Genomic DNA, 13,622 nt, shown 5'->3' on the forward strand with positions numbered 1-13,622 from the left:
GGAGGGCTTGCCGATGGGGGTGATGGGCTCCATGGTCACCATCCGTTCTCGTAGACGCTGTGGTCGGTGGGGTTGGTGTAGGGCTGCCAGCCGCCGGAGACGGCGCGCAGCGGCGGGCGTGCGGCGCCGGGCGCGGGCAGCGGGGGAAGTTCGCGCCAGCCGGGGAGGAAGTACCGGGCGGAGTCGATCTGGGGGTTACGGGCGACGGCACGCTGCGCGTGGTCGACGAGGGCGGGGATGCCGCACTTCGCGATCAGGGCGAGGAGGGGGAACCACTGGTCGCCCTTGAAGGGCCAGCGGACGCTGATGCCCACGAGGGTGAGCGCGTCGACGAGAGGGCGGGCGTCGGTGGGAATGCCGTAGTCGACGGCGGTGGCCGATGCGGGCTGGCCCTCTGGCTGGCTTGAGGGGGTAGTTCTGAGGGGGTGAGGGGTAGGGGTCCCGGATTTCGGGACACTGAGGTCCCGGATTTCGGGACACTGAGACGTGTCAGTGTCCCGGTTTTCGGGACATGGTGCGGGTGCGTCAGTGTCCTGGATTCCGGGACGCTGAGAGTTGTCAGTGTCCCGATTTCCGGGACGCTGAGATGGTGCGTCAATGTCCCGTTTCTCGGGATGCTGAGCGGTGGTGAACTGCGGGATGCGGTACTTCGCGTTGGCGTTCTTCTGGCCCGCGGTCGCCCGCTCCAGGGCGCCCTTCTCCATGAGGCTCTTGAGCACGACGTACATCTGGGAGCGGGAGACCTTAGCGCGGTACAGCGTCTCCGGGCGCTCGACGCTGTTCCACGTCGTCCGGGTGTCGTCGTTGGCGTCCTCGGCGAGCACGCTGAGGACGTACGCCTCGCGGTGGGTGAGTTCGCGCGGCGCGTGGTCGAGGACCTCGACGAACAGGCGGATTCCCACGTGGCCTTCTCTCCGGTCGTTCGGCGTGCGGTCGGTGCGGGTGGGGGCCCGGGGCGTGGTAGCCCCGGGCCAGGGCGGGTCAGCCGGCGTAGGTCATCCGCTGGTCGTACGCGCCGCACTCGCACGCGCAGTTGTGGGAGCGGTCGCAGGGGCACGGCTCGCAGCAGTAGTGCGTGCCGCAGTCGCGGCAGTAGGTGCCGTTGCAGTCGTCGCAGTGGTCCATCAGAGGTGTCCGTTCTGGTAGGCGGCCGCGGTGTCGGCGGCCTGCTGGGAAGTGCGGCGTACGGCGGCCTGGGCGGCGCGGTAGGCGGTGGGGTTGGAACGGCGTCTGCCGGAGGCGATGGCGCGGGCATCGTGGACGCGGGAGGCGCCCTGCGGTGACGGCGTCGCCCACGCGGTAGCGGGCCAGCCGGGGCCGGGCTGAGGCTCCGGGCGCCCGGCCACGGCCCACGGCGCGTGCGTGGAGCACCGCCAGCCCGCGGGGTACAGCCGGACCCGGCCCGCGTGGTCGGGCCTAGGCACGTCGCACACCGGCGGCGGACGGCGGGCGGTCACCGGCAGGGCGGTCTGCCCCGGCAGGAGCACGGGCGGCGGCTGGTCGAGCAGCCTGCGCGCCCGGTCGAGAGGCGTCACGCCGCGGCCCTCCGCTTCTGCGTGAGGCGCATCCGCTCGTCCCACAGGTGCTCCGGCGCCACGCACCCCCGCACACCGCACCGGGCCCGCACCGCGCCCACAGCCAGACGGCCGTAGCCGACAGCGAACGCCAGCTGCATCGGGGAGTACGTGCGGGCGGCGATGGTCACCGACCTGGTCGTCACCGTCCAGCGGACATGCCCGCCCTCCACCTCGGCGGTGCGCAGCTCGTACGCCTCGGTGAGCTTGAGGTCGACCGCGTTGCCGAGGAGCCCGTCCACCACGGCCCGCACGTAGGCGGGGTTGCGGAGTCGGGCGCCGTGGGTGCGGTGAATGCTGCGCCGGTCCGACTCGTCCAGGCCGCCCCACACGCCCTCTTCGCGGCGGTGGGTCAGGGCCCACACCGCGCACTGGGCGATCACGGGGCAGGAGCGGCACACCAACTTCGCTTCGCGGGTCTGAGCGAGGGCGGGCACGGTGCTGCCGACGGGAAAGAACAGCTCCGGGTGGACGCCGCGGCGGCAGGCCCCTTCGTCGCGCCAGTCGTAGGCGCGGTTCGCGGTGCGCGGCGCGGGCGCGGCGATCAGGGAACGGCGTGTGGTCATCGGGCCACCGCCGGGGTCTGTGCGGGCCACGCCACACCCGCCAGGGCGCGGGCGTGGCTGGCGGGGACGGTGGTGACCGGGTAGCCGAGCCAGTGCGCGCCCAGCGCGGCCATCGCGACCGCGTCGGCCTGGTCATACCGGCCGGGCCCGTCACACTCGACCCCGAAGAGCCGCCGGACGCCGTCGCGGACCTCGCCCTTACCGGCGTTGCCGCGGCCGGTGGCGTACATGGAGCGCTGCTGCGGCGGGCACACCGCGTACGGAATCCGGCGCCGCCACAGGTCGTGGACGATCATCCACCACAGGCCGGCGGCCTCGTGGTGCCCGGCCTGGTGCTGCTGCCGGTAGGCGGGTCCCTCGATGACGACGAGGTCGGCGGCGCGGGTGCGGTCGTAGACCTCGGCTCGGAGCCAGGAGAGCCGCATGTGGCCGGTGTCGCGGGGGCGGAGGGCCTCGGCCCAGTCGGTGCCGGCGATGCCGAGGCTGGTGAGGGACGGGTCGACGGCGATGACGAGGGGCCGGGTGGCCCCGGCCGCGGCCGGGAGAGGCAGGCTCATCCCGGCCGCGGGGGTCTGGGTGGCGGTCACGCGGCCCACCGCCGGTCGTAGCCGACGCGCGCGGCGCCCTCGTTCGCGGCCTGCAGCAGCGCGAGCCGGTCGTGGAGCTCGCGGGCGGTCCGCTGCTCCAGATACAGCAGGCGGCGCAGCTCGGCGGTCTGCGCGTCGTCGGGGCGGCCGGCACGCAGCTCGGCCACCGTGGCGCGCAGGGCACGGATCTGCCGGTCCAGCGCGGCGACGTGGTCCGTGTCGCCGCGGTCACGGGCGAGCAGGTCGGCGCGCCGCTGCTCGGCGGCGAGGTCCTCGCGGAGCTGGTGGATCTCGGCGGCCTGCGCCACGACTCGGGCGTGGACGGAGCGCCAGCGGCGGACCAGACGGCGCATCACGCCTCACCCCCGGCCGGAGCGCCACCGGTGATCTCGTCGGCGGTCACCCGCGGGGCGGGGAACTCGTCGTCGACGCTGACCTCGCCCTGCTGCACGGACCGATAGATGACCTGGAGCTGCGCGACATCGTGCTCGGTCCACTTCCCCGTCAGCCGGCCGAGCTTGGTCTCGATACGGTCGGCCGTGACGCCGAGCCCCTCGAACGCCTTCACGGCGTCGGCGATGCGGATGTTCAACGGCTTGCCGCCGCCGTCCCGCAGCGTGCGGGCGCACAGCTCCTTCGCCTCCTCGACGAACCAGGGCGGCAGGATCGCGAAGATCGCCTCACGGACTCGGCGGGCGCCGTTGTTCGCGTTGTTCTCGTAGATGTCCCGCATGCCCGTCAGGGCCTTGGGGCCGCCATTCTGGTCCCGCTTGTGCGGGACGATGAACGTCGAGCTGGTACGGGAGTTCTTCTGCACGTCCCACGCGAACGCCTGCATCTCCGACTCGCCGTACTCGTCGTCGCGGCGCAGCTCGGCCAGGCCGTACTGGACGTTGCCCCAGCAGCGGGCCAGCTCACGCGCCAGGTGCACCGACGGGCCAGACACCGTCTGCCCGGCGCGGGGGAACCGGAAGAACGCGCGCTCCGCGAGGTACGGCTGGGTGCACGACTGGCGCATCTCCGCGACAGCGGCGGTGATGTCGCGCGGGCACTGCTGGGCGACGACGATGGCGGCCTGCACCTCGGCGACGGCGCGGGACTGCTCAACGGCGGTGCCCTGGCCGATCCGCGCCGGTGCCGCGACCGGGGTGGTGCGTTCGATGTCCTGGTAGGTCACAGGTACTCCTCGGTGTCGCGGATCTGCGCCCAGGTGGGCAGGGAGAGGTAGAGGGGACGGGTGTCGTCGGCGTAGCCGGGCCAGTGCCCGGTGGCGACGCAGCGGGCGTAGGTGTCGAGAGCGCGGCGGTTCTTCGCGGCGCCGATCCGCAGCGACAGCGCGTCGAGCTCGACGACGGTGACGACGTACGGCGCGGCCTTCTCCTGCACGACCAGCAGCCACGCGGGCGCCTCGTCCAGCTGCAAGGCGCGGACCCCGTCGAGGTACCAGGCCGCCTGCTGGTGGTAGCCGTGGTCCGCCACCGCTCGGGCGATCCCCTCGGGGGATGCGTCGCGGGCCGTCTTGTAGTCCGGCACGATCAGCCGCCCGTCCCGGCGGTGGCGCAGCCAGTCCAGGCGGGCCCGCCGCATCACGCAGGTCGGCTCGTCCCGCCAGAACAGCGACACCTCCGGCCGCCCACTTCCGGGGGCGAACAGGGCCGCGGCGAGCGGGTGACGGCGCAGCGCGTCCGCCATCGCGTGGACCTGCTCGTATTCCGGGGGCAGGAGCGGCACCCCGCCGGCGGCGTACACCTCGTCCCGCTCGGCGCGGGCAGCCTTGGTGCGCCAGTCGTCGGCGTCGACGCACACCAGCTCGGGGCCGTCGCCGAGAACGAGCCGGTGCGCGGCCGTCCCCAGGTCGAACGCGGCCTTGTGGGGCTGGGGGTGGTCCTGCTCGTACCGGAACACAGCCGGGCAGGACGCGAGGAGACGGCGGGCGCCGGTCGAGGACAGCGACCCGGGGTCGGCGTGGTACGTCTCGGCAGGCAGGTCGTAGTGGATACCGGGCGCGATCGGGTCGGGCCCGGCGGCCGGGGCCTGGGCCCCGGCCTGCACGGGTGCGGTCGTCATCCGGCACCACCGCCACCGGCGGCGAGGTCGAGCAGGGCGCCGATCGCGTGCTCCACACCGGCCTGGCGGGAGACGGGAACCGACGGCAGCCGGGACTCCAGGTAGGCGCGGGCCTCCCGCAGCACCTCGGCGCGGTAGTCGGCGATCAATGCTCCAGCGGCCGGCCCGGGCCGGACCTCCGGCGACATCTGGACAGCGAACAGCAGCTCGTCGTACGCGGTCACGCGGACCACCTCCAGTCGGTCTGGCGGGGCATCGGGTGGGCGGCGAAGTGGCGGCGGGTCGCGGCGTGGGAGGGGTGCCGGATCGCAGCCCGGCAGGCGGGGTAGCCGTCCTCCGCCGCCACCAGCGACGCCACGTCCGGGCGGCGGGTCAGGGAGTGGCGGATGCAGTCATCGGTGTGGCCGCACCGGTCGCAGCACGTGCCGCAGTCGCAGTCAGCGGGCATCGGTGCCTCCGAGGAGGAGTTCGAGGAGCCAGAACGCGAGGAACCCGCCGGCGAGGACGAACAGCCAGATCACGACGCCACCCCCCGGGTGCCGGGCGTGTGCCGTTCAGCGGCGGCCGGGGCGCGCTCGGCGAGCATCTCCACCGCCGCGTCCGTCAGCGTGTAGACCACCGGGTCCTCGACCACCGGCCGGTCGTCCGCCGCCCGCTTCTCCTGCGCCTCCGCCTCGTGCTCTGTCAGCGCCTGCGCCAGGGCCGCGACCGACCCGTGCCGGGCGATCGTCGGCAGCAGCCCGTGCAGCCCGCGCAGGTGCACCAGCTCCCCCGGGTACTCCTCCGCGTCCGCCAGGGACAGTCCCGACTCCAGGTCGGCGATCCGCGCCCGCAGCCGCTCCATCTCCGCTGCGGTCTCCGGCGACTGGAGCATGCACGCCGCCTCCAGCGACGCAGCGATCCCCGCCGCCGTCTGCCTGGTCTTCATCGCGGCCAAGATCACGCCAGCCGCCGCACTCACACGCCGCGCGTTCACTCCGCCACCGCCGTCTGCAGCTCGCCCTCGGGCGCAACCACGCCGTGCCCGGTGAGGCGGATCGACACCCCACGGAACACCGCGTCCGCCGACAGCCAGCAGTTGCTCGACGCCCCGAGCAGCTCCACCGACTCCGCCGCTACCTGCAAGGCCGTCCGCCACGCCTCAAACGCCGCCGGCGAGTCCAGATGAATGCCAAGGGTCGAGCCGTGGAACGTGTGGACCGTCAGATACGCGGCCGGCAGGTGACCGAACATCTGCCGCAGCGACGTGAGGGCCTCGAACACGGGAGCCTGGTCGGCGAGGACGGGCTCAGGCGGGGTGATGCCGGTGACGGCGACCGTCCGCCGGGCCCCGGAGGGGATGTTGGTGGGGTCGGTGATCGTCATGCCGCACCGCCCTCGACCGCAGCGCGCAGCTCAGCACGCCGCTTCTCGATCCGCATCTGCACGAACGCCAGACCCTTCGGCGTCAGCATCAGCGTGTAGTGCGCGCACGACCCCCACGTGTGCTCCACCACCCGCTCCACCGCGTTGAAGCACGCCGCGTGCGCCGCATAGAAGTCGTACTGGGACGCCCCGCACGTCGCCTGACGGCGGTAGATCAGCCGCTCGTCCAACAGGAAGTGCCGCAGCTGCTTCTCCGGCCAGCCGAGCGTCTTCGCGGCCTGCCGCACCAGCACGTCGCCGTCCTGCGCGGCCATCAGCGTGTCGTGCGCCAGGGCCTTCGGCTCCAGCTCCTTCAGCCGGGCGTCCGCCTCCACCAGCTGCTCCGCCACCCGCACGAACTGCTGCGTCAGCGCGAGGACACCCTGCGGGGTGGACAGGTCCGGCAGCGCCGGCGCCGGCGGGGCCACGGTGTAGGCACCCGTACGCCGAATCTGCGGGATGACCTCCTCGGCCAGCCAGTCCTGGAACCGCTCGGCCGCGGGGAGGTTGCTGCGCATGATCAGCCGGTACACGCCCGGCTCGGAGACAACAGCCCGGTTCGGGTTGCCGGGGGTTCCGTCGGAAATCACGACGGAACCCCGCATGCGCTCCGGGAGCCGGTTGAGCGCATCGCGCCCGTTGGCGTAGCCGAGCAGACCGGTCACGTCGCTGCCGACGAACCACGGTTCGCCGTCGATGGTCACGACCCGGACCGGGGTACCGGTCTCCGGGAAGACGTAGGGGATGATGGAGGACACGTGTCCCCCTCCTCTCGTAGCAGGTGGGTGGGGTGGCGCGTAGGGGCTGCCAGGGACCTGCCGGGGTCCGGGGCGGCCCCGCTTCATGTGGTCAGCCGATGCGGACGGCGGCGCCGCGGGGTGGCAGCGGCCGCAGGTGCGCCATCGGGTGCCGGCCGGGGACTGGCGGCTCGACGATCGCGAGCGGGCCTGTCGACGGTTCGTGGTGGTGCAGGGCGTCGATGCGCTCCAGGTCCGCGTCGCTGAAAGTCACGGCGCGGCCCTTCTTCGAGTGCGGGAGTCGCTTGATGTTCCGGCGCAGCCAGCGCTCCTCGACGCGGAGCTCCTCGGCGGCCTCGGGGTAGGTGTAGCGACGCATCACGCCACCACCGCGGGGGTGGCGCGGATGCTGCGGTCGGCGGCACGTTCGTCGGGCTGCCAGAGGATCAGGACGTCTACACCGATGGCCTGCGCGATGGCGTGGGCGGTAGCGGCGGAGACAGCGGACTGTTCCCCGGTGAGCAGGTTGCCGATCGTGCCGTGTGGAACGCGCGCCTTGGTAGCGAGCCCTCGGACGCTGACGGGCGCGCCGGTACCGGTGCGCTGCATCAGGGTTCTGAGGAGATCGGCGCTGACCAGGCGGTACAGCGGTAGAGCAAGAGCCATGTCCACCTCGTGCGATGCGTCATTGCACAGCTTGGATGCCTTGAGCATTGCACAGCTTGGACGGGTCGTCCAGTGCCTTGGATGCTTTCGGTGTGAGGATTCGGTCAAGCTCGCCACGTCTACTAGCGCTCTTCGTTGCACACCGTGGACAATCCGTCCAGGACGGGGGATGGCTAGCCCTGCCCTACCAGCGGGGAAGCATCTGACGCCTCACTGGTCACATGGACACCCCACAGCCCATGACATGACACGGAGTGGCAGGATGAGCCTCATGGCGACAGAGAAGAGTGCGCCCGCGCCGGCTGGGCGCCATCAGCTGGGAGACCTCGTGCTTCAGCGCAAAAAGGAGCTGCGCCTCAGCTACGAGAAGCTCGCCGCGCGCTGCGTCGACCCGGAGACGGGGGAGCAGGTCGTCAAGGGGTCGTGGCTGCATCGCGTCGCGACTAGGCTCCCCGTGCAGGCGCCCGACGCTGCTCAGCTGCGAGGTATGGCGACCGGCCTGGAGTCCCCCCTGCGGTATGTGCAGGATGCCGCAGCGGCGCAGTTTTTCGGCATGGATGCCGTATATGCCGAGGATGAAACGGTGCGTACCGCCCTGTACCACTTCGAGGAGATGAGCCCGGAGGACCGCAGGAAGGTCCTCGCGCTCATGGAGGCGTTCCGAAACAGCTGACAGCCTGGCAGGTAAGCGCCTTGACGGGCCGTCAGTAACTCCTTCGCTCCAGCCGGTGACATACGCCCGGCCGCTGTGCATGATGGTGCTCCGCCTGGGGGGTGGAGCAAGGCCGCCGGCCGCATTCCGGTTCGAACTGGCATGCGGATTGTGAGTGGCTGCACAGACGAGGGGTGTGGAACGCGTTGTACGAAGTAACTCAAGCCGCCTACAGGTTCGCCACGACAGACGACACCCTGCCTCCCGGACGCGTCGTCACCGTCGAGGACCTCCCCGGACTCGCCACCGTCATCGTCAAGCCCGGACACGCCACCCCGGCGTTCCTGACCGACATCGGTGACCAGCAGACCTCCCTCCTGGCCACCGGCCAGTGGCTCCGCCTCGCCCCCGGAGCCGACCACGACCGACACCCGCAGCGCATCTACGACGTCAGCTGGCGCCTCATGCCCGCCAGCATGTTCCCCGCCGGCAAGCTCTGCCTGCCCATGGAGCGCCCCGGGAAGCACACGTGGGTCATCCGCGAGGGCGAAGCCAGCGAGCAGCTCGTCCGCGAGATGACCGAGCTCCTCACCCGCATGGTCCGCGCCGGGGTGTGGATCCGGGTGGAGGGCGAGTAGGCCATGACCACACAGATCACCGCCTACTACCGCTACGCGCGCAACGGCGAACTCCCGGACGGCCGACTCGCCGACATCCGATCAGGGGCCACGCCCGACACCATCGCCGTCCTCATCCGCCGCGGCCACGCCACCCAGGCGCTCTTCCACGAGATGAGCGATGTCCAGACCGCCCAGTTCACCACCGGCCAGTGGTGCCGACTCCCCGACACCCCACAGAACCGCATCCACCCCCGCCGCGTCCTCCACGCCGGCTGGCAACTCATTCACCCCGAGGCCCTCCCCGAAGGACGACTCGCCATGCCCGTGGAACGCCGCCACCGCCACGACTGGCTCATCCGCGAAGGCCACGCCACACCCCTGCTCGTCGCCGAGATGACGTGGCTCCTCACCCGCATGGTCCGCAACGAGATCTGGATACAACGTGGGACCGGCGAGAGCACCGGCCCCGACGCAGCCTGACCTACCCCACAGCCCGAAGCCCCGCCCGCGGCGCCGGGACCCCCATGGCAGCCTCGACAGCGGCAGCGATGTCGGTGTCGAGGCTGCTCACGAGGTGCCCGTACCGGTCTACCGTGGTCTGGATGCTCTCGTGCCCCAGTCGGGCCTGGATGGCCGGTAGGGGGATCCGAGCGGCGATCAGCCACGCGACATGGGTGTGCCGGAGATCGTGGATCCGGGGGCGCTTCGGCAATCCCTTCGCCACTGCGGCCTCCACGGCTGGCTTCCACTTCCGGTTGTAGTAGTTCGCGTGCCGCCAAGCGCCCCCGCGCGCCGCGCGGAAGACGTAGTCCTCCGGAAGCAGGTCAGCGGTGAGCCGCCGCGCCATCTCCACCTGTGCCGGGCTCAGAGCCACCAGGCGCCGCGCCTTCTTCGTCTTGGGCGGGCCAAGGTAGAAAGCCTCTGCGGAGCCCTTCTTCGCCTTCTTCCACGCCCTCTGCACGTTGGCGGTGGGCACCGGCGCGTTGAGGTTGAGGTCGCGGACCTGAAGCGCCGTAGCCTCACCCCAGCGCATCCCTGTGCCGATGAGCCAATCAGCAAGGTCCCGTGCGTCCGGGTCCCTGATCTCCATGGTGATCCGCGCGTACTCGTCGCGCTCCAGGAAGCACATGTCCTCTTCGATGTGGTCGTCGAGGCGAGGCAGGCGGGTTCGCTTGCAGGGGTTCGTGGTGCGGAGCTGGGGCGTGCCCTCGATGGCGGCCTGGAAGATGCAGAACAGCAGCCCGTGCCGTTACGGATGCTCTTCGGGTCGGCGGGCCGGCGGAGCCACGCCTTGCGGTTCTGCGGGTGCTGCTCGCCTTCCTGCTCTCGGCGTACCCAGTCGGTGATGTCGTCTTGGGTGATGTTGCAGATGGTGGCCGGCACCTCGATGCCGTCCGTCCGGGTGTGCACCAGGTGGGTGAAGTGCAGGCGGACCTCGCGGTCGTAGTCTTCGCGGGTCCGTACGTCGATGCCTGTGAGTCGGCTCACGTAGCGCTGCGCCGCAGTCACGAGGGGCATGTCATCGGGGTGCTGGTCAGGCTCTACGAAGCCTCGGCCCTTCACCCAGCCGTGCGGCCACCGATTGCCGTGGGCCTCCACCAGCTTCTTGAACTGGATGGCGCCGTCCTCGTCTTCGAACTTCTCGTCTTCCCACGACCCGCCTCGCCCGCCTTCGACCCAGCGGACTTGGTAGGTGGCGGAGCCGTCCTTCTTCTCGCGCTTCCTGATGCTCGCCATGCGGGGACTGTACGCGCGGGCGGAGGCCGCCGTTTGGCCACCGTTTGGCCAAAACTGAGAAAAGATCAGCCGGTGACCTGTTTTCGCAGGTCACCGGCTGATCATCTAGGGTGAGTAACGGGACTCGAACCCGCGACATCCTGGACCACAACCAGGTGCTCTACCAGCTGAGCTATACCCACCACGACCGGTCGTCTTTCCGACCGGCCGAGAAAAAGTGTACAGGGTCCGAGAGGGTGCTCGCGCACACCTTTCCCCGGGGGTGTTCCGGAGCTCACTGCGGGCCCGGCGGCGCTCCGGTGCGCGGACCACGGCCTGCCGTGGGGCGACCCCGTGCCGGTCGGGTGGGCGGCACAGCGGGCCCCCGGCCCGCCGCACCGCGTCCCGCCCGGCGCGCCGCCGGAGCCGTCCCGCGGCGGCCTGCCGGGCGCGTGGCGCGGCGGACCGCACGGTGTGCCCGGCAGGGGGTGCTTGCGGGCGGCCCGGCAGGGCTACTGCGGGGGGACGACGTGGCGTGCCGCGAGCGACTTCGCCGTTTCCGAGTCAGGGCCCGGCTGCGGCACGAAGATCGCCTCGCGGTAGTAGCGCAGCTCCGCGATCGACTCGCGGATGTCGGACAGCGCCCGGTGGTTGCCGTTCTTCTCCGGACTGTTGAAGTACGCCCTGGGGTACCAGCGCCGCGCCAGCTCCTTGACCGAGGAGACGTCCACGATCCGGTAGTGCAGGTAGTCCTCCAGCGTGGGCATGTCGCGGGCGAGGAAGCCGCGGTCGGTGCCCACCGAGTTGCCGCACAGCGGGGCCTTGCCGGGCTCCTTGACGTGCTCGCGCACATACGCCATGACCTGTGCCTCGGCGTCGGCCAGGGTCGTGCCGCCCGCGAGTTCGTCGAGGAGCCCGGAAGCGGTGTGCATCGCGCGCACCACGTCCGGCATGGTCTCCAGGGCCTGCTCCGGCGGGCGGATCACGATGTCCACGCCGTCGCCGAGCACGTTCAGTTCCGAGTCGGTGACCAGTGCGGCCACCTCGATGAGTGCGTCGTCCTCCAGCGAGAGCCCGGTCATCTCGCAGTCGATCCACACCATGCGGTCGTTCATGCGTCCACCTTAAGGGGGCATGACCGTGCGGAACCGCCGGGAAGGGGCGCGCTGAGGCGGTGCACCCTTCCCGGCGGTTCCCGGTCATCGGCTATGCGGTTGTCCTGCGGTGCGCCGGTCCGGCGCCTCGGCGGGGCGGTGGTGACTCCGTCCCGCCGTCCTTCACGGCGCGCTGCGCTGGCCCGGCAGCGCGGTCGCCGCCGCCCGGCCGACGCCCGGCCCGTACGGGTCGGCGTGGGACTTGCCGCCGTCCGGCGCCCCCATCCCGGCGCCCGCGCCCGCCGGGTGCCGCCGCAGCCCGGGCCCGCCGGGGCCCGTGCCCTGCGGCGGGACCACCGCGTCGCTCACCGGCGGAGCGCCGTCGCCCTGCGGGCGGCGGGCCCGGTAGGCGGCCCGGTACGCGGCCGGCGAGGAGCCGAGCTGGCGGCGGAAGTGGCCGCGCAGCGCCACCGGCGAGCGGAAGCCGCAGCGGCCCGCGACCTCGTCCACCGAGTAGTCCGACGTCTCCAGGAGGCGCTGCGCCTGGAGGACCCGCTGCGTGATCAGCCACTGGAGCGGGGCGCTGCCCGTCAGCGACCGGAACCTGCGGTCGAAGGTCCGGCGGCTCATGTAGGCGCGCGCCGCCAGCGTCTCCACGTCGAACTGCTCGTGGAGGTGCTCCAGCGCCCAGGCCACCACCTCGGCCAGCGGGTCGGCGCCGATCTCCTCGGGGAGGGACCGGTCCAGGTACCGTTCCTGGCCGCCGGTGCGGCGCGGCGGTACGACGAGCCGTCGGGCGAGCGCCCCGGCCGCCTCCGCGCCGTGGTCGGTCCGCACGATGTGCAGACAGAGATCGATTCCGGCCGCCGTGCCCGCCGACGTGAGCACGTCGCCGTCGTCCACGAACAGCTCCCGCGGGTCCACGTGGACCGACGGGTAGCGCTTCGCGAGCGTCGGCGCGTACATCCAGTGCGTCGTGGCGGGCCGTCCGTCCAGTAAGCCGGCGGCGGCGAGGACGAAGGCCCCGGTGCAGAGGCCGACGATCCGTGCGCCCTCCTCGTGGGCGCGGCGCAGCGCCTCCAGCGCCTCGGCCGGCGGCGGCGAGGTGATCGACCGCCAGGCCGGCACGACGACGGTGCCCGCTCTGCTGATCGCCTCCAGGCCGTACGGCGCGGTGAGTTCCAGCCCTCCGGTCGTGCGCAGCGGGCCTTCTTCGCCCGCGCAGACCAGCAGTCTGTAGCGCGGAACCCCGGCGTCCTGGCGGTCGATCCCGAACACCGAGAGTGGGATGGAACTCTCGAAAATAGGCCCGCCGCTGAACAGCATGACGGCGACGACCTCGCGACGGCGGCGTCCGGACAGTTTGCGTCCGGCCTCCGGTGCGGCGGAGTCCTGGCTCATGACGCTAAGCCCCCCTCGGTGTTCGCGTCTCCTAGGTCCTGTCGCTCCTGCACGTTTCCCCTCGGTTTTGCACGAGACCCCGTTCTTCGATAGTCATGATCGAATCTACTGCGTCCCGGGGTGCCGACGTGACAAGTTCCGCATCCGGGACTATGTCGACAAGGCAACTTGGCGTGAAGCATTCGATCACGAAGCGTTTCACCCGAGCGACCCCGCAGGGAAGGGCGTCTCACGCTCATGGCCCAACCACGTAGGGTGCGCGAGCCGTCTTCGGCCCTTTCTTCCCTGATGGCAAGGGGGTTGACGGGCCATTCCCGCACCAAAGGGCGAGGTCACGGAAGTTGGCCGAAAACATACGGGTGCGGATGTGCGAAGTCGTCAGCCGTGCGCGTCAACGGCGCTCAGCCCTCCGTCGTACCCGGCACTCCGTGCCGTCCGCCCCGGTGGGCTCCGGACCCGGTCCGGGAGTGGCGGCCGCGGTGGGGGAGGGGTGCCGTGCCGCGCGGCCGGTCCGCCGCGGGCTCCGGCAGCAGGGGGA

The 13,622-nt window shown here is 71.6% G+C and carries 22 protein-coding genes and 1 tRNA gene; 4 read left to right on the forward strand and 19 right to left on the reverse strand.

Features of this window, described 5'->3' with window-relative positions:
* Positions 1-35: 35 nt before the first annotated feature.
* The 15 genes from BJP40_RS07490 to BJP40_RS07555 all read right to left on the reverse strand — a co-directional run bounded on the left by BJP40_RS07490 (position 36) and on the right by BJP40_RS07555 (position 7,649).
* The gene (locus BJP40_RS07490) at positions 36-902 is read right to left on the reverse strand and encodes a hypothetical protein (protein WP_071279611.1); all 867 of its coding nucleotides are present in this window, start codon (positions 900-902) and stop codon (positions 36-38) included.
* 79 nt (positions 903-981) lie between these two features.
* Complete coding sequence (locus BJP40_RS34065; protein WP_177204331.1) at positions 982-1,125, reverse strand: hypothetical protein; 144 nt, start codon at positions 1,123-1,125, stop codon at positions 982-984.
* Positions 1,125-1,535, reverse strand: a complete 411-nt coding sequence (locus BJP40_RS07495) for a hypothetical protein (protein ID WP_071279614.1) — start codon at positions 1,533-1,535, stop codon at positions 1,125-1,127. Before BJP40_RS07495 ends, BJP40_RS34065 begins: the two co-directional genes overlap by 1 nt.
* On the reverse strand, positions 1,532-2,140 hold the full coding sequence (locus BJP40_RS36230; protein WP_071279616.1) for a WhiB family transcriptional regulator: 609 nt from the start codon (positions 2,138-2,140) through the stop codon (positions 1,532-1,534). Before BJP40_RS36230 ends, BJP40_RS07495 begins: the two co-directional genes overlap by 4 nt.
* Complete coding sequence (locus tag BJP40_RS07505) at positions 2,137-2,727, reverse strand: hypothetical protein (RefSeq protein WP_226962648.1); 591 nt, start codon at positions 2,725-2,727, stop codon at positions 2,137-2,139. The genes BJP40_RS36230 and BJP40_RS07505 overlap by 4 nt, the downstream gene beginning before the upstream one ends.
* Positions 2,724-3,080, reverse strand: a complete 357-nt coding sequence (locus tag BJP40_RS32750; protein WP_143065901.1) for a hypothetical protein — start codon at positions 3,078-3,080, stop codon at positions 2,724-2,726. The genes BJP40_RS07505 and BJP40_RS32750 overlap by 4 nt, the downstream gene beginning before the upstream one ends.
* Complete coding sequence (locus BJP40_RS07515; RefSeq protein WP_071279620.1) at positions 3,080-3,904, reverse strand: hypothetical protein; 825 nt, start codon at positions 3,902-3,904, stop codon at positions 3,080-3,082. The genes BJP40_RS32750 and BJP40_RS07515 overlap by 1 nt, the downstream gene beginning before the upstream one ends.
* Positions 3,901-4,794 (reverse strand): PD-(D/E)XK nuclease-like domain-containing protein, encoded by an 894-nt coding sequence (locus tag BJP40_RS07520; protein WP_071279621.1) that lies wholly within the window; start codon positions 4,792-4,794, stop codon positions 3,901-3,903. Before BJP40_RS07520 ends, BJP40_RS07515 begins: the two co-directional genes overlap by 4 nt.
* Entirely contained in the window at positions 4,791-5,018 is a 228-nt protein-coding gene (locus BJP40_RS07525; protein ID WP_071279623.1) for a hypothetical protein, read from the reverse strand. The genes BJP40_RS07520 and BJP40_RS07525 overlap by 4 nt, the downstream gene beginning before the upstream one ends.
* Positions 5,015-5,242 carry a hypothetical protein gene (locus BJP40_RS07530; RefSeq protein ID WP_071279625.1) on the reverse strand — a complete coding sequence of 76 codons (228 nt, stop codon included), beginning with the start codon at positions 5,240-5,242 and terminating at the stop codon, positions 5,015-5,017. Before BJP40_RS07530 ends, BJP40_RS07525 begins: the two co-directional genes overlap by 4 nt.
* Before the next feature lie 69 nt (positions 5,243-5,311).
* Positions 5,312-5,722, reverse strand: a complete 411-nt coding sequence (locus BJP40_RS07535; RefSeq protein WP_143065902.1) for a hypothetical protein — start codon at positions 5,720-5,722, stop codon at positions 5,312-5,314.
* A 44-nt stretch (positions 5,723-5,766) separates the two neighbouring features.
* Positions 5,767-6,159, reverse strand: coding sequence for a hypothetical protein (locus BJP40_RS07540; RefSeq protein WP_071279629.1), 393 nt, complete (start codon positions 6,157-6,159; stop codon positions 5,767-5,769).
* Positions 6,156-6,956, reverse strand: coding sequence for a phage antirepressor KilAC domain-containing protein (locus tag BJP40_RS07545; protein WP_071279632.1), 801 nt, complete (start codon positions 6,954-6,956; stop codon positions 6,156-6,158). Before BJP40_RS07545 ends, BJP40_RS07540 begins: the two co-directional genes overlap by 4 nt.
* A 91-nt stretch (positions 6,957-7,047) precedes the next feature.
* Positions 7,048-7,314: a helix-turn-helix domain-containing protein gene (locus BJP40_RS07550; protein ID WP_226962649.1), complete on the reverse strand. Its 267-nt coding sequence runs from the start codon at positions 7,312-7,314 to the stop codon at positions 7,048-7,050.
* Positions 7,314-7,649, reverse strand: a complete 336-nt coding sequence (locus BJP40_RS07555) for a hypothetical protein (protein WP_079170989.1) — start codon at positions 7,647-7,649, stop codon at positions 7,314-7,316. Before BJP40_RS07555 ends, BJP40_RS07550 begins: the two co-directional genes overlap by 1 nt.
* Positions 7,650-7,872: 223 nt before the next feature.
* Between BJP40_RS07555 and BJP40_RS07560 the strand changes: the two genes are divergently transcribed.
* The 3 genes from BJP40_RS07560 (at position 7,873) to BJP40_RS07570 (ending at position 9,353) form a co-directional block, all read left to right on the forward strand.
* Positions 7,873-8,274 (forward strand): XRE family transcriptional regulator, encoded by a 402-nt coding sequence (locus BJP40_RS07560; protein WP_143065903.1) that lies wholly within the window; start codon positions 7,873-7,875, stop codon positions 8,272-8,274.
* A 173-nt stretch (positions 8,275-8,447) separates the two neighbouring features.
* Positions 8,448-8,891, forward strand: a complete 444-nt coding sequence (locus BJP40_RS07565) for a hypothetical protein (protein ID WP_071279638.1) — start codon at positions 8,448-8,450, stop codon at positions 8,889-8,891.
* A 3-nt stretch (positions 8,892-8,894) separates the two neighbouring features.
* On the forward strand, positions 8,895-9,353 hold the full coding sequence (locus tag BJP40_RS07570; RefSeq protein ID WP_071279640.1) for a hypothetical protein: 459 nt from the start codon (positions 8,895-8,897) through the stop codon (positions 9,351-9,353).
* A gap of 1 nt (position 9,354) precedes the next feature.
* Here the strand turns inward: BJP40_RS07570 and BJP40_RS35325 are convergent, their stop codons facing one another.
* A complete protein-coding gene (locus tag BJP40_RS35325; RefSeq protein ID WP_226962650.1) occupies positions 9,355-10,002 on the reverse strand; it encodes a site-specific integrase in 648 nt (215 codons plus the stop codon).
* Between the two features lie 176 nt (positions 10,003-10,178).
* Here BJP40_RS35325 and BJP40_RS35330 point away from each other — a divergent pair, with 176 nt between their 5' ends.
* Positions 10,179-10,724 carry a hypothetical protein gene (locus tag BJP40_RS35330; RefSeq protein WP_226962651.1) on the forward strand — a complete coding sequence of 182 codons (546 nt, stop codon included), beginning with the start codon at positions 10,179-10,181 and terminating at the stop codon, positions 10,722-10,724.
* Here BJP40_RS35330 and BJP40_RS07580 read toward each other — a convergent pair.
* From BJP40_RS07580 to BJP40_RS07590, 3 genes are all read right to left on the reverse strand, one after another.
* Positions 10,720-10,792, reverse strand: a tRNA-His gene (locus BJP40_RS07580). The genes BJP40_RS35330 and BJP40_RS07580 overlap by 5 nt on opposite strands.
* Before the next feature lie 309 nt (positions 10,793-11,101).
* Complete coding sequence (orn, locus tag BJP40_RS07585) at positions 11,102-11,704, reverse strand: oligoribonuclease (RefSeq protein ID WP_071265201.1); 603 nt, start codon at positions 11,702-11,704, stop codon at positions 11,102-11,104.
* Between the two features lie 162 nt (positions 11,705-11,866).
* Entirely contained in the window at positions 11,867-13,084 is a 1,218-nt protein-coding gene (locus BJP40_RS07590; RefSeq protein ID WP_071279642.1) for a helix-turn-helix domain-containing protein, read from the reverse strand.
* Between the last annotated feature and the right edge of the window lie 538 nt (positions 13,085-13,622).

The sequence above is a fragment of the Streptomyces sp. CC53 genome (assembly GCF_001865245.1).
Classification (GTDB): Bacteria; Actinomycetota; Actinomycetes; order Streptomycetales; family Streptomycetaceae; genus Streptomyces.